Genomic DNA, 15,246 nt, shown 5'->3' on the forward strand with positions numbered 1-15,246 from the left:
TTAAAGTTAGAGGAAATCTCTAGTCATTTTTACTTACAATCAAAATAGTAAAATACTTTCTGATTCCCTAGAAAGTACGTGGATAAGCCTAACATGCTTATTCACGTACTTTTTTCATTAGCCATACCCCAGTACTAATAAATAAGGCAATATAGCTTACCATCATAAAGATCGAAGTCATAGGCACTGAACCACCAGAAGAAATAGATCGTAAGGCATGGCTTGCATGTGTAAGAGGTAATATTTTAATCACCCAAGCCAAGAGAACTGGCAAATGATCTGGGACAAAAAATGTAGCACACAAAAATGACATCGGTAACAGTACATAGGTATTAAAATTGGCCATATCTTCATGAGAATTCATAATCATGGCGGCCACTAATGCCATAGAAGCAAAGACCAAACAATTCAATGTTAAGACGAGCAAGAACCAGACATTAATCGTTAAATGAGCACCAAATGCATAAGCTAAGGCAATAATAATCACGGATGAAATCAAACCTCGCAGCGCCCCTGCCAGTACCTTACCAATCACAAAGGAGGCAGAACCAATAGGCGCGATTAAATATTCTTCCAAGGTTTTATGATATAACCGACTCATATTTAAAGGACTACCCACTGAAATGAAGCTAATATTCATGGAGTTTAACGCAATAATACCAGGTACGATAAAATCCAAATAACTCCCTTGATTCACTTGAATACTACGCCCAAGTCCCCAACCAAAGGCAACAAGATATAAGATAGGCGAAACCATACGGGATAAAATAAACCGTCCAATGCGCCGCCTCAGTACTAACCAATCCCGCCAAAAGACTGTCCAAATATCATAGAGCATTAGCCTACCACCTTTCGCCCTGTCAATTCAACAAATGCATCTTCCAAATTGGTTTGGCGTAAGGTTGTCGTCGTTGTAAGTGTCCCAGCAAACTCAGAAGCCATAGCACGATCAGCAAAAAACTTTGTTTTACAACCATCTGCCTCATCCCACTCTACAACATAAGCACCTAAACGTTGACACAAGGCGACTGGACTATCCAGCGCAATTAACTTGCCTTTTTCCAAAATCGCCACTCGCTGACATAAACTTTCTGCTTCTTCAATATAATGAGTCGTTAACAGTACAGTCAGTCCCTTTCCTTTTAAACGACGAATCAATTCCCAGAGGCGCCTGCGCACCTGAGGATCAAGACCTACTGTCGGTTCATCTAGAAACAAAACTTTAGGTCGATGAAGAAGAGCTCTTGCAATCATTAAACGCCGCTTCATGCCCCCTGAAAATTTTTGCACCATATCATTGGCACGATCACTGAGTTCTACATACTCTAATAGTTCAGTAATTCGCTCTTTCCGAACCTCTGCCGGCATATGATGAAGCCTGCCATGAAGTTCAAGGTTTTCCCATGCCGTTAAATCAATATCCAAATTAAAATGCTGAGGCACTACGCCAATTACAGCTTTCACACAGGGGCCACCGTGGGCCACTTCACAGCCATCGATCATAATTTTACCTGACGTTGGCTTGGTCAACATGGTGAGCATTCGAATGGTTGTGGTTTTACCGGCTCCATTTGGACCCAATAATCCAAAAATTTCGCCCTGGGCAATGTCCAAAGACAAATGATTAACCGCAATCCGATCATCAAATTTTTTAACTAACTCTTCAATATGAATCATACTTCTATCCTCTTTTTTTAGTTAAACCTGTAATGAGTACAACTGGTTTACCTAAGTTATCAATCTTTATTTCACTCTCAACGCCAAAAACTGTGCGCAAGGTATGTGATGTAATCACATCCTGAGGCCTGCCTACAGCAAAAATTTTCCCTTGGTGTAAGACTACAACACAATCCGAATACTGGGCAGCATGATTAATATCATGAAGTACCATAGCAACAGTAATCCTATGCACACGATTAAACTCTGCCAACAATTCCATAATTTCCAATTGATGACAAATATCTAAATAAGTCGTCGGCTCATCAAGTAATAGGATTTCTGGTTTTTGCGCTAATGCCATGGCAATCCACACCCGCTGGCGTTCACCACCAGACAAAGTGCTGACAATCCGGTCTGACATTTCTTCAAGACCAGTTTGCACTAAAGCCCAACTGACACACTCATCATCTTCTTGCGACTTTCCCTGCCACCACTGTTGATGAGGATAACGGCCGTATTCTACTAGATCTCGCACGGTTAAATCTTTCGGAGCCTCTGGTGATTGGGGTAAAACCGCCATTTTTCGGGCAATGACTTTATTACTCAGCTCAGTCAAATTTTGTCCATCTAAATAAACATTACCTTGATCTGGTTTTAAGTTGCGTGATAAGACTTTCAGTAGTGTACTTTTACCTGAACCATTCGGACCTAAGATGGAAATAATCTGTCCTTTTTCAACTTCTAAGGTTAAGTTTTCTAGAACGCTTTTCCCATCAAACCCCACGGCTATATTTTGTGTGTTCATGATTGTCATTTATGCATCCCTCCTTAAGAGATACAAGAAAAAAGGTGCGCCGACAAAAGCCATAATAATACCGACTGGAATCTCAAGAGGGGAGAATGCCACCCTTGCTAAGGTATCACTTAAAGTAACAACAGCCACGCCTAAAATAGCAGAAGCAGGTAATAAATAACGATAATCAGAACCTACTAACAATCGTGCCGCATGGGGTACAATCAAACCGACAAACCCAAGAAGTCCAACGACACTGACAGCACTTGCTGCCAATAAAGCTGCCACTGCTGTTAAGGCAATCCTTGACACTTCTACATTAAGGCCAAGACCGCGAGCAATGTCATCCCCTAAATTTAAAATATTAAGTCGCCTAGCACCAAGTAGTGCCAAAATCCCGCCCACGATAGTGTAGGGCAAGATAATATCAATATGAGGCCAACTACGCGCCGATAAGCCCCCTACCATCCACATGAGAGCGCCATGGACGCGATCACTATAAAAAACCATCAGAGCCGAAATACCTGAGTTTAAAAATGCCGAAACGGCTACCCCGGCTAAAATAATACGGACTGGACGAATGCCGCCTTTCCAGGCAAGTATATAAATAAAAATCGCCGCCGCCATAGCACCTACAAAAGCAATCGGAGTCACTAAATACTCTTGATGAGGAAATAGTATCAGAATCGTTACCCCCGCCAAACCTGCTCCTGATGAAATACCAATAATATGAGGATCAGCTAAAGGATTTTTCATCACTCCTTGGAGTATAGCTCCTGCAAGGGCCAGATTAATACCAACAAGAGCACCAACTAAGGTTCTTGGAAGACGAATATTCCAAATAACTTGTCGATTTGCTCCTGACTGGTCAGAAATAATGGCAGATACAATATCTTGTAAACTAATCGCCAAAGCCCCTTTGGTTAAACTCAAGATAATACCGCCAACTGCTAATAAGGTAAATATGAGTAACATAAAAATTCGCCAAATCCCTCGGTCACGCAATCCAGCATATGAAAAAAAATTTCTATTTGACATTGCCATAAACCTCTGGATAGATCACTTTCGCCATATATTCTACGGATTCATGAAAACGAATGCCAGGATTTAATTGAAAAAGTTCAGATGGCAGAAAAAATATCTGGTCATTTTTTACGGCACGCAATCCTGCCCACGCAGGATTACTTGCAATATCACTTTTCATTCTTTTTTCAATATCCGTCATATTACCCATGGTCACAACCAAAATTGCATCTGCATCTCCCTCAACTAATTTCTCTAAGCTATAAGGAGCGATATCTGGATCGCTTTCAAGCGGCTTACTGCCAGATGCGATATTTTTAATTTTTAACATTTTTGCTATATTACCTGCAATGCTATTATCAAGCTCTACTGTGACATTTTTAGCCGTAGCATGCAAAATAACAACTTTTTTACTTTGGGCAGGTAACTTTGCAATTACTTTATTAATCTCTACTTGCATGTTATCAATTAGATGTTGCGCCTCGGACTGTGTGCCTACAATATCACCAAATAATTTTATCTTAGCTATGATATCATCAAAGGTTTTCATCTTCAGCATCACGACAGGAATTTTACTACTTTCTAAAATAGGAATTATTTTTTCATGAATCCCCTGAAAACCAATGACTAAGTCAGGCTGTAAGGCTAAGACTTGTTCATTGTTCACATTGTAGATAAATCCGATTTCAGATGCATTCTGCGACGCTGGGAAAACAGCAGGACTCTTAGAACTAGGTCTCCCAACAGCTTGACCACCAACCCCATATAACACATCTAAAAACGATGTTGACAACACCACAATGCGCTGTGGTTTTTGTGGCAGCGCTACAGTTCGCCCTGCATCATCAGTTATACGTAAATATTCAGTGCTCGTCTGAGTGATTGCTTTTTCTTTGGCCTGAGAACTGCACCCAGAAAAAATCAAACTGATCATACTAATGATAAAAGCTAAATAAATTAGTTTACGTTTCACAAAAACACCCCTTCCAGATGTAAAAATAAAGAAAACTTGGCTTGCGCCAAGCCTCATTTCGTAAGAAATGCCGGATAAAAATATCCGGCAAAAATTCATCTATTTATTCCGGCAAATAAATGGTCTATTAACCAAGTTTGCGTTTTTTTGCTAAAATTGTTGTTAGATAATTAACTTGCGTTCCATCAACTTCATCTAAGTTATAACTAATTTGCTCGTCAGGTAATCCACATTTACTAATCATGACTGCATTATCACCATAACCATGTTGATTCAATTTTTCTACCACTTGCGTGAAATTTTTGTAGACTTTCATTAAAACAACATTGTCCGATAAAGCCAAGATTTTATCCATATCTTCATCTTCCATCGTTGCTGGAATAATGCTAAGTACATCGGTTCCTTCTGCTAAAGGCTGGCCTAATTGGCTGCCAATGGCACAAAAAGCTGGCACGCCAGGTACTGTTTCAATTCCAAAACCAGACTCTTTTAATAAACGATAAATATACATATAAGTGCTATAAAACATAGGATCACCCAAGGTCAAAAATACAACTTTCTTCCCAGCTTGCAGTTCTGCAAGAATGGCTACTTTATTATTTGCCCATGCTTCTGTTAAGGTATTAGCATCATTAACCATAGGGAAAACAAGTTTTAAAATTTCAACATTTTCTTTTAAATAAGGACGAGCAATCGATAGAGCTGTACTATCTTCTTTTTTCTCAGTCTTAGGAGCAATAATTACATCGGCTGCTTGTATCACCTTTACTGCTTTTAAAGTAAGTAATTCTGGATCTCCTGGTCCTACACCAACACCATAAAAAATTCCTGACATAATATCCTCCTTAAAATCTGTGTATTCATTGAAAATTAACGTAAAAAAACATCTTCCGTTAATACTAACCGGAAGATGTGGATGTCTACAATTATAACAGTACTTTAACCATGAACATGTCAACACACAACTGCGCTTTGACACAACATACAGTACAACTGTACGAACCCCCTCCCCATCTCTCGCAGGTCATAACGGTGATTGTCATATAGGCAGTTCTCCTGACTCTGGATCGTAGCTTATCCATACCTTCCCAAGATACTTTATCCCAGTGGCATATACATGGATTTGCTCCCCATTACAGTGGCGGGACCGCGCCGGATTTTAACCGACTTCCCTATTAAGCCCCCAAGGGCACCTACACCATCAATATGTAATTTTCAGAGTTCTCTATTTACAACTCTATAACAAATATTTTAACTTGTCAACCACAAATCATTCTTCTCTCGATCCTAGAGCAGATGAGTAAAGATAATTCTAACAATCTCAAGTAAAACTTATTTCTGTCCGTTATAGATTGAGTTTTTTTATAATCTTCCTAATCATTTCAACTCGGTTGAATGGTGTAATAAAATAAAATCCATGTACATGATCTTTCATTTTATTAGCAAGATCTACGGCAATTTCAATTCCTAGAAGTTCGGCTTCTTCTTTTGCCATATTCTTATCAAATTGGTTTAAAATATGTTCTGGTATTCGAATTCCTGCCACCTCATTATTCAAGAAATGAGCATTGCGATAACTAACCAGCGGCATGATTCCTCCCAAAATTTTAGCTTTCCCATCCTGTTTGAGTTGTGGTAATAAGTGAATGACATTCTCATCAAATATAGGTTGGGTCAAGAAAAACTTAGCCCCTCTATCCACTTTCTTACCCATTCTCGTTACCTCAACTTCAGGGTGAAGTCCGTTTAAGTTCAATGCCCCACCAATATGAATCGGTTGTCCAGCAAATACTTCTTGATTCATTGTAGCAATCAGTTCGATCAATTTAAATGAATTAAGATTGAAAACACTCTTTATATCATTTTTATCTGCCATGGCAACAGGATCACCCGTTACGGCTAATATATTGCGGATATTCTCAGCATAACCCGCAAGTAGAGAGGATTTTAACGCATTTAAATTTTTATCTCGACAACATACATGAGGAATTACCTCAATTCCGACCTCTCTTTTAATTTTTGCAGCAATCATGATTGAATCGACCCGAGCTCTGCCCATGGGTGAATCAGCAATCGTAATCACGTCCACACCTGACTCTTTGCAAACTCGCGCATTATCTAACATCAATTCAACATCTGCATGAAATGGTGGATCTAATTCTACAGCGATGACAAACTGATCCTGTTTTACTTTTTCAGCAAAACCATCTAACTGATTCACTCCAAAAATGACTTTTTCTTTTGTTACAATTTGTTCTTTGGGCACATATCGATCTGAACCAGTATGAATTAATTCTGCCATTTTTTCAATGTGAATAGGAGTCGTACCACAACATCCACCTAAAATTTTTACGCCTAATTCACCAATTTCCTTCATCTTTTCAGCAAAATAATCCGGATTTTGAATATATACTGTTCTTTCATGTATAATTTCTGGATATCCTGCATTGGGGGCTACGGCGACAATATCCTCACCCATATTTATTTTTTGCAAGGAATTATAAAGATGGGTGGGACCCACACCACAATTAAATCCATAAGCATCAATATTTTTCGTTTTTTTCACTTCAGCTACAATGTGCTCATTACTGATCCCTTTACGAGTAAATCCTTCTGGAGTCGTTGCAAATTGAGTCAAGATAAATAGATTGGGATCTTTCGCCTTGATGTATTTACTAATTTCTCCAAGATTGACTACATCGCTAAAAGTTTCAAAAATAAATATTTTGATGCCCTGCTCCAAAAAAACATCGACGATAAATTGATAATCAGCCATAATCTTTTCTTGATCAATGTGGATATGATCAGCCATTTCTGGTATCGGTCCTATACTTGCTGCCACGAATATATTTTTATTGGCAGTCACTTCATGTGCAATATCAATTCCAGCAATAATGAGTTCCTTTAATTTCGCTTTTGAAACATCTAAGGCAAGAGGATTTGCCGAAAAAGTATTCGTTTTGATTAATTTTGCACCTGCCGCCATATACTCTTTATGAATTTGTTTAATGATTTTTGGATTATTAACATTTGCATATTCTGGTAATTCATCGTAATTACCAGTTAGTTGAGCATAATAGGTACCCATGGCACCATCTGTAATCAAAATATTGTCCTGCAAATACTCTCTTATATTGATCATGCTTATCCACCTTCTTAAAAAAAGATAACGTTAAAGGCAAAGCAATGATGCTTTGCCTTTAATACAATTATATCATGTAACATCCACATCTTATAGTCTCTGCCAAAATTACAAAATTGCCTCTACTTTTTCTTTCTATCGGTTCACCTGCAAAGCTGCTTTTTGCATCTTAATCTTCTCTGACCATTCTTCTATAGAAGAATACATGAATTCATGCACTAAAAATTCAGGTTTAATCTCATGAATCAGTCTTTGCACTTCACTTGTGGAAAAAGGCTGGTGTTGATCGATGTTTAAAACATGATTCATAATTTCACCCATATCATATTTTTCTACCTGTTTGCACAAACTTTCTCGCCGATACTCTCCTGACAGGGATTTATGTAAATGAACGCCTCTCACATAACGGCGATAATCTCCCAAGGAATGTAATACACTCAAAATGTAGTCAACGCCTTCACCCTCTGTTTTTAGTTCTGGATTGGTGTTCATTAGGTGCCCGACATCAAGCATGATCCCAACATTAGAATGTTTCACATGATCAAGCAATCGTGAGACTAGAGCAGGATTTTTAAGCGTCAGTCCAGGCCACCATAAATTTTCAAACAGTAATGCTACATTCGGCGGTATTTCATCTACCAGTTCATTGACCAATTCAATTGTTGCTTCTATAACCTCACTGTCTGAAGCACTAAATTGCCAACTGAACAATTCTTGAATACGAGCATGGCTTACATGAAAGACCAAATAGTGAGCCCCCGTCTTAACTGCAGTTCGGATATTAGCACGATATGCCTTAAGCCAAGCTTCACGTGTTAATCCCCCATAACAAGCTACTATATTTTCTTCACTGCCAAACTCTTCTAATAATACACGCTTATTACCTCGCCAAAAATCCAGCCAAGCAGGCCAAAATCGCAGGTGTACTCCTTTTAGCATTTCTCTCGGATATAATCTTTCATCCCACTCATCATAAAACATGAGCTCTAATCCATCAATCTGATGCTCTTCTAGAAATTTCTTTAATACAATAGGGTCATTATTAATTAAATCAATATCAGATGTATAACTCGATATATTAATAAGTTGTAACATAATTAAAAATCCTTCTTTTGAATTACTGAGCCATATAAGCCACAACTATTGTATCACAAAATGGAAGGCGCACAAATTCCTTCTACGCATATAATATAATAATTCAACTTTCTTTTATGTTAGCCGCGGCTAACCATGTTGCTGGATAGTACTACACATAATATGAGGGGTGATCATTTTGAAAGAAGATCAAATTGTATCCAATCTACCTATACATTTACCATCAATCCCTGGGGAAGAAATAAAATCAAAAGCCAAAGGGCTCTTCAAATACCTTGGACCAGCTTTCGTTGTCAGTGTTGCTTATATGGACCCGGGCAACTTTGGTACGAATATCAGTGGAGGTTCACGGTTTGGCTACAATCTTTTATGGGTCATTCTTTGGAGCAATCTGATGGCAATTTTTGTGCAAATTATTTCGGCAAAAATTGGTATTGCTACTGGGATGGGATTGCCGGCTCATTGTGGGAAAGTTTTCTCTCGCCCTACCAATTGGTTTTTATGGTCAATCGCTACAGTAGCGGCTATGGCAACGGATCTTGCAGAATTTCTCGGAGGAGTGCTAGGCTTTTACCTGCTCTTTAATATCCCTTTAGTGTGGGCAGCTTTGCTCACTGGAACCATTACTTATTTTATCTGTCACATGCAAAAATATGGGCAAAAAATTGTTGAGCGAATCATCACTAGTATGGTTGCAGTCATTAGCATTGCCTATGTGTGGGAAATGTTTATCGCTATGCCTGAATGGGGGCAGGTCGCCTACCACGTAGCTGTTCCCCTGCTAACTCCTGATAGTGTATTGGTGGCAGTGGGAATGCTCGGTGCCACTGTAATGCCTCATGTGATTTATTTGCATTCTCACCTCGTACAAAATCGTCGTACAAGTGACGAAAAAGATTGTATCCATCACTTAAAGATGGCTAAAATGGATGTATTCTTCGCCATGAATATGGCTTTTATTGTCAATGCTGCTATGGTAATCGTCTCTGCCGCCGTATTTAATGGCAATGGCCTCAACATCGACAGTATTGAGGCTGCGTACATGACATTAGAACCTTTAATGGGAAATATGGCTGCGGGGGTTTTTGGTTTAGCCCTCCTAGCTGCTGGTCTATCCTCTGCAACCGTTGGCACAATGGCAGGCGAAGTCATTTTAAACGGATTTGTAGGTTTTGATATTCCCATTAGCCTAAGACGAATGATTACAATGCTGCCTGGTATCGCAATTCTATTGGCAGGCATTAATCCAATGAGTGCTTTAATCACAAGCCAAGTTGTGTTAAGCTTTGCCTTACCTGCAGCCGTTATTCCTCTCATGTTAATCAGCAATCATGCCACTATCATGGGACGCTTTAAAAATAGTATGCTGACTAATATGGTCGGCTGGCTTATTGTCAGCATGATCCTCGCAATGAACGCAATTTTGCTCTATCTCATCTTGAGCGGGCAAGCTTAATGGAGTCGATCATGATGAAAAAGCATCATGATCGGCCTTATTATTTTTATTATTGTTTTTCTGATTCACATATGCAAGAAAAGCTTGATAACATTCAGGCTTTTCTTGCATGAATGTCACTACTAATTGAATGGAATAAATAGTGTCTCGTGAAAGATAATGCTCCATCGCTTCAACTTCAGCATTAATATCACAAGTAGCACAAATTAGAGTTAGAAATTCTTGTAAAATCTTATTTCTTTCAACCAAAAATCCCCCCATTTTTCTACCAACCTCAGTCAATTCAATCATACCGTAAGGCTGATAGTGAATATATTCTCCAGCTTTCAATTTCCATAAAGCTTTACTAACAGAAGGCAAGGATACATTTAATTTCTGGCTGATATCAGTAACACGAACAATGTCATTGGATAAAGAAAATCGGTAGATTTCTTCAAGATAATCTTCTAAACTGGGAGAAAGCATAAATACCACCTCCAAAAAACGCTTTTATACACAGCTTCTGAAAAAATAATAATTCTATATATTGTCAGAAAACTCTACATCGTTTAAAATGAACTTACTATCTCTTTTAGCAAGAGGCATGCTTAATCTAATACGATGAAAGATGGTGACTTATGCATAAAATAACTAAGATCGAAATCATTACGCGACCTGCCAAACTGGACGAATTGAAAGAAGCATTAAATGAAATTGGCGTTACTGGCATGACGGTTAGCCAAGTTTATGGTTGTGGTTTAACAAAAGGTCATACAGAAATATATCGGGGAAAAGAATATACAATTAACCTATTACCAAAGATTAAAGTTGAAACTGTCGTTTGTGAAGTACCTGTTGAACGTGTCCTAGCAGCTGCAAAGAAAGTACTCCGGACAGGCGAAGTTGGCGATGGAAAGATTTTCATATACCCCCTAGAAAATGCTGTTCGAATCCGTACTGGTGAAGAAGGCGATATCGCAATCATGGATCCCAAATAAGGAAAAAAAAAGAATATACCTTTTTATTTATTCCATGCTATAATGTAAAAATATATGGCAATGAAGCCAAGTTTATTAAGTTAGCCCCTGAAAAGGATGCTGATTTTTTAGGCTTGGTTTTTTTTGTGTGTAATAAAAAACGGAGGTATATTAAATGGAAATAACGACCAATTCTTTAGCTATCGGATTAGATACGGTATGGGTTTTACTTTGCGCTGCACTAGTCTTTTTTATGGAGGCTGGTTTTGCAGCACTAGAAGCTGGTTTTGTCCATAGCCGCAATTCATTAAATATTATAATGAAAGTACTAATGGACTGCACCATTGGTATGATTGGATATTTCCTCTGTGGTTTTGCACTTATGTATGGTGCCGACAAAATTGGTTTATTCGGTTCCTCTGGATTTTTTTTAGAAGGAGATTTTACCCACCTTGGGCTTAAAATACCAATCTACGCTTTCTGGCTATTTCAAGCAGCCTTTGCTATTGCAATGGCTACAATTGTCTCAGGTGCAGTTGCAGAACGTATGAAATTTTCACCTTATTTAGTTTTTTCACTCTTAGCAACAGTTGTCATCTATCCATTAGCTGGACATTGGGTTTGGACTACAGATGGTTGGTTAAATAAAATGGGCATGCTAGATTTTGCTGGTTCAGCAGTCGTACATTCTCTGGGTGGTTGGGCGGCACTCGCCGCTGTTATCGTACTTGGTCCTCGTGCTGGCAAGTTCAATAAAAATGGTTCTATGAATGTTCTGCCCGGTCATAATCTACCTTTGGCTGCCTTAGGTGCTTTTATTCTCTGGTTTGGTTGGTTCGGTTTTAATCCTGGTAGCACCTTATCTGGAATTGATCTGAATATCGCTCGGATCGCTATTAATACCAACCTTGCAGCTGCTGCAGGGGGAACAGCCGCCACTTTATTCACTCTCTTTCGTTATGGAAAAGCTGACCCTAGTATGGGGATCAACGGTACCCTAGGCGGTCTAGTGGCAATTACCGCTGGTTGTGCTTACGTCACTCCCATCAGTTCTTTACTCATTGGCACAATCGCTGGTATACTCATTGTGATTGCCGTACCCTTCTTTGATATGCTCAAGGCCGATGATCCTGTTGGCGCCATTGCAGTACACGGTGTCTGTGGCAGCTTCGGAACCATTGCTGTCGGTATTTTTGCTGAAAAAGGCGGTTTACTCTACGGTGGCGGTCTCGATTTATTGATGATACAAACCCTTGGTGTTCTTACTATATCTCTCTGGGGATTTAGCACCACCTATGCCTTATTTACTCTGTTAAAGAAAACCGTTGGCATTCGAGTCACAGTTGACGAAGAGCTAGAAGGTTTAGACTTGGCTGAACATGGTATGGCATCCTATAATGAAATGGAATACAATCCATTTGCAACCATTCAAAATTTATCAACTATAAAAGATTCAACAATGAATCTCAAATAACTCTTTTTTGTAAATTTTTTCAAAAAGACTGATGACATTTGTTGTCAGTCTTTTTCATTTCAGTCAATTAAATCTTATGTAAGTGAAAAATAAAAATACTTATATTTTAAAAAATAAAAAAAAAAATCCTTTTAAAATAAAAAAATGATATAATGACGATTATTAGATATTATTCGACATTTTTATTAAGATTAATTGAGATTAATATAAAGGAGTTTCTATTTTGAAACAGATCATCTTAACTGAAGCCAGGCCAGGTATGATTTTGGCACGTAGTATCTTAAATAGTAAAGGGCAAGTATTATTAGTTGCAGGAGTTACCTTAACAATCGAATTTATTCGCAAGTTGCAACTATTAAACTTAGAAACTCTTTTTATTCAAGATGCGCATTATGCAGATATTACAATTCCCGAATATATTTCATTAGAAACACAGCAACGAGCATTATCAATATTAACAACTACGATGGAACGTGTAAACAAAGATGGGACTTTTGCATTTGATCCTGTCGCAAGCGTCGCCTCAGATATTGTGGAAGAATTAGTGACTCAAGCTGACGTAACCATTCACTTAACAGGCATTGCAATTTATGATGATTGTACGCTGGCTCATTCTTTAAATTGTTCAATTTACACAGCATTACTTGCCCGTTGTTGTGGTTTTTCAATTCCTCAAATCAAAATTATTACGTGTGGAGCACTACTCCATGATATGGGGAAAATAGAAATTGAAAAAACAGTCCTCAATAAACCTGGTCGCTTATCAGATGAAGAATTTACGATTATGAAACAACATCCTGCCCTAGGTTTTAATATATTAACCAAAAAGCGTTTGGAAATTTCTAGTTTGGTTGCTCATATGGCTTGGCAACATCATGAGAAAATTGATGGTACAGGTTATCCACGCGGTTTACATGGAGAAGAAATCCTCAGCTATGCTCGCTTACTCTCAATTACTGATGTATATGAAGCCATTACTGCAAATCGTCCTTATCGCAAAGCCATGAGGCCTGAAGATGCATATAATATTATCGAGTCTGGTTTAGGAACAGCCTTTGACCGAGAGTTCGGAGAAATATTTTTATCAAAAATAGCGTTATATACACCTGGATCGGAAGTCTTATTGAATACAGGAGAACGAGCAATCGTTGTTTATGTTCCTGCCACTTCTCCTCAACGTCCAGTGGTGCGACTTATTGCTCATCCTGATGGAACCCCTTATACCCCACCACGAGACATCAGCCTTGCAGAAAACCCTGAGATTTTAATTTTGCTTACATGTTAAGAAAGAACCTAATCCGTTTAAAGGGATTAGGTTCTTTTTCTCATTTGCTCACTATTTATTTTTTGTTGCGGCCGCAAGTGGCAGTTCACATGTTTCAAAATCTAAAGTGGCAAAATAGTCAGCAAGTGTTTCGGCACGACGAATCATTGATACACTGCCATCTGCTTTCAAAAGCAATTCTGATGAGCGTAATTTTCCGTTATAATTAAAGCCCATTGCATGACCATGAGCTCCTGCATCATGAATCACAACAATATCACCAATATCAATTTTAGGTAAGCTGCGATCAATGGCAAATTTATCATTATTTTCGCACAGAGAACCCGTTACATCATAGACATGATCAAGAGGATACTCTTCTTTTCCCATTACTGTAATATGATGATAGGAACCATATAAAGCTGGGCGCATTAAATTAGCCATGCAAGCATCGAGTCCGATATAATTTTTGTAAATTTCTTTTTTATGCAATGCAGTAGACACGAGATAGCCATAAGGCCCTGTAATCATGCGACCACATTCCATTGTAATATTTAAAGGATGAAGTCCATTGGCTACAATTTTTTCTTCGTAAGCTTTACGAATACCTTGACCGACAAAATCTAGATCTACGGCTTGTTGTTCTGGGCGATAAGGTACACCAATGCCACCACCAAGATCAATCATTTCAATACGAATGCCTAGTTTTTGATAGATTTCTAAAACTAAATCAAACATCATGACTGCCGTACCAATGAAACTGTCGCCACTTAATTCATTGGACATTACCATGGTATGCAAAGCAAAACGTTTTACCCCTTTATCTTGCATGATTTTATAAGCAGATAAAATTTGTTCTCTGGTTAAACCATATTTTGCCTCTTCTGGGTAACCAATAATGTCATTGCCGCCTTGTAAAAGGGAGCCGGGATTATAGCGGAAGGAAATAATTTCTGGTATCCCCACATGTTTTTCCAAATAATCAATATGAGTAATATCATCAAGATTGATAATGGCTCCAATATCTTTTGCCGCTTGATATTCTTCAGCTGGAGTATCATTTGAAGAAAATATAATATTTTCTCCGACAATCCCAGCCTGTTGCGATAGGATAAGTTCAGCTAAAGAACTACAATCAGCACCAATACCTTCTTCTTTTAATATTTTTAGAATATGAGGATTCGGCGTTGCTTTGACTGCAAAATATTCTTTGAAACCAGGTGCCCAAGAGAAGGCGGCTAATAATTTACGGGCATTGTCCCGAATTGCCTGCTCATCATAAATATGAAATGGCGTAGGATATTTTTGAATAATAGACTCAAGTTGCGCTTTGGTAAATGGTACTGTTTTTTCAGCCATGATCGATACCCCCTGAATTTGTTTTTTACAATTTAAAACTCTGTCAATAACT

Annotated in this window: 14 protein-coding genes and 1 riboswitch; of the genes, 4 read left to right on the forward strand and 10 right to left on the reverse strand. The window is 38.4% G+C overall.

Annotation, left to right across the window (positions count from 1 at the left end):
* Positions 1-97: 97 nt before the first annotated feature.
* From ACAN52_RS11420 to ACAN52_RS11455, 8 genes are all read right to left on the reverse strand, one after another.
* Entirely contained in the window at positions 98-838 is a 741-nt protein-coding gene (locus ACAN52_RS11420; protein ID WP_378954900.1) for an ABC transporter permease, read from the reverse strand.
* A complete protein-coding gene (locus ACAN52_RS11425) occupies positions 838-1,677 on the reverse strand; it encodes an ABC transporter ATP-binding protein (protein ID WP_378954901.1) in 840 nt (279 codons plus the stop codon). Before ACAN52_RS11425 ends, ACAN52_RS11420 begins: the two co-directional genes overlap by 1 nt.
* A gap of 4 nt (positions 1,678-1,681) precedes the next feature.
* Positions 1,682-2,473 (reverse strand): ABC transporter ATP-binding protein, encoded by a 792-nt coding sequence (locus tag ACAN52_RS11430; protein ID WP_378954902.1) that lies wholly within the window; start codon positions 2,471-2,473, stop codon positions 1,682-1,684.
* A complete protein-coding gene (locus ACAN52_RS11435; protein WP_378954903.1) occupies positions 2,474-3,490 on the reverse strand; it encodes a FecCD family ABC transporter permease in 1,017 nt (338 codons plus the stop codon). It lies immediately after the preceding gene.
* Positions 3,480-4,448: an ABC transporter substrate-binding protein gene (locus tag ACAN52_RS11440; RefSeq protein ID WP_378954904.1), complete on the reverse strand. Its 969-nt coding sequence runs from the start codon at positions 4,446-4,448 to the stop codon at positions 3,480-3,482. Before ACAN52_RS11440 ends, ACAN52_RS11435 begins: the two co-directional genes overlap by 11 nt.
* A 127-nt stretch (positions 4,449-4,575) precedes the next feature.
* On the reverse strand, positions 4,576-5,283 hold the full coding sequence (gene cobI / locus ACAN52_RS11445) for a precorrin-2 C(20)-methyltransferase (RefSeq protein WP_378954905.1): 708 nt from the start codon (positions 5,281-5,283) through the stop codon (positions 4,576-4,578).
* A 193-nt stretch (positions 5,284-5,476) separates the two neighbouring features.
* A riboswitch (cobalamin riboswitch) is annotated at positions 5,477-5,660 on the reverse strand.
* A 133-nt stretch (positions 5,661-5,793) separates the two neighbouring features.
* A complete protein-coding gene (locus tag ACAN52_RS11450) occupies positions 5,794-7,590 on the reverse strand; it encodes a bifunctional homocysteine S-methyltransferase/methylenetetrahydrofolate reductase (RefSeq protein ID WP_378954906.1) in 1,797 nt (598 codons plus the stop codon).
* Positions 7,591-7,725: 135 nt separating this feature from the next.
* Positions 7,726-8,685 carry a sugar phosphate isomerase/epimerase family protein gene (locus ACAN52_RS11455; RefSeq protein WP_378954907.1) on the reverse strand — a complete coding sequence of 320 codons (960 nt, stop codon included), beginning with the start codon at positions 8,683-8,685 and terminating at the stop codon, positions 7,726-7,728.
* A 178-nt stretch (positions 8,686-8,863) separates the two neighbouring features.
* Here ACAN52_RS11455 and ACAN52_RS11460 point away from each other — a divergent pair, with 178 nt between their 5' ends.
* Complete coding sequence (locus ACAN52_RS11460) at positions 8,864-10,141, forward strand: Nramp family divalent metal transporter (RefSeq protein ID WP_378954908.1); 1,278 nt, start codon at positions 8,864-8,866, stop codon at positions 10,139-10,141.
* Between the two features lie 9 nt (positions 10,142-10,150).
* On the opposite strand, the gene ACAN52_RS11465 is transcribed toward ACAN52_RS11460, so the two are convergent.
* Entirely contained in the window at positions 10,151-10,606 is a 456-nt protein-coding gene (locus tag ACAN52_RS11465; RefSeq protein WP_378954909.1) for a metal-dependent transcriptional regulator, read from the reverse strand.
* 152 nt (positions 10,607-10,758) lie between these two features.
* Here ACAN52_RS11465 and ACAN52_RS11470 point away from each other — a divergent pair, with 152 nt between their 5' ends.
* From ACAN52_RS11470 to ACAN52_RS11480, 3 genes are all read left to right on the forward strand, one after another.
* A complete protein-coding gene (locus ACAN52_RS11470; RefSeq protein ID WP_378954910.1) occupies positions 10,759-11,118 on the forward strand; it encodes a P-II family nitrogen regulator in 360 nt (119 codons plus the stop codon).
* 154 nt (positions 11,119-11,272) lie between these two features.
* Positions 11,273-12,571 carry an ammonium transporter gene (locus ACAN52_RS11475; protein WP_378954911.1) on the forward strand — a complete coding sequence of 433 codons (1,299 nt, stop codon included), beginning with the start codon at positions 11,273-11,275 and terminating at the stop codon, positions 12,569-12,571.
* A 223-nt stretch (positions 12,572-12,794) separates the two neighbouring features.
* Entirely contained in the window at positions 12,795-13,856 is a 1,062-nt protein-coding gene (locus ACAN52_RS11480) for an HD-GYP domain-containing protein (RefSeq protein WP_378954912.1), read from the forward strand.
* 51 nt (positions 13,857-13,907) lie between these two features.
* Here the strand turns inward: ACAN52_RS11480 and ACAN52_RS11485 are convergent, their stop codons facing one another.
* Positions 13,908-15,194, reverse strand: a complete 1,287-nt coding sequence (locus tag ACAN52_RS11485) for a diaminopimelate decarboxylase family protein (protein WP_378954913.1) — start codon at positions 15,192-15,194, stop codon at positions 13,908-13,910.
* Positions 15,195-15,246: the final 52 nt, after the last annotated feature.

Source organism: Pelosinus sp. sgz500959 (assembly GCF_042610375.1).
Classification (GTDB): Bacteria; Bacillota; Negativicutes; order DSM-13327; family DSM-13327; genus CTSoil-075.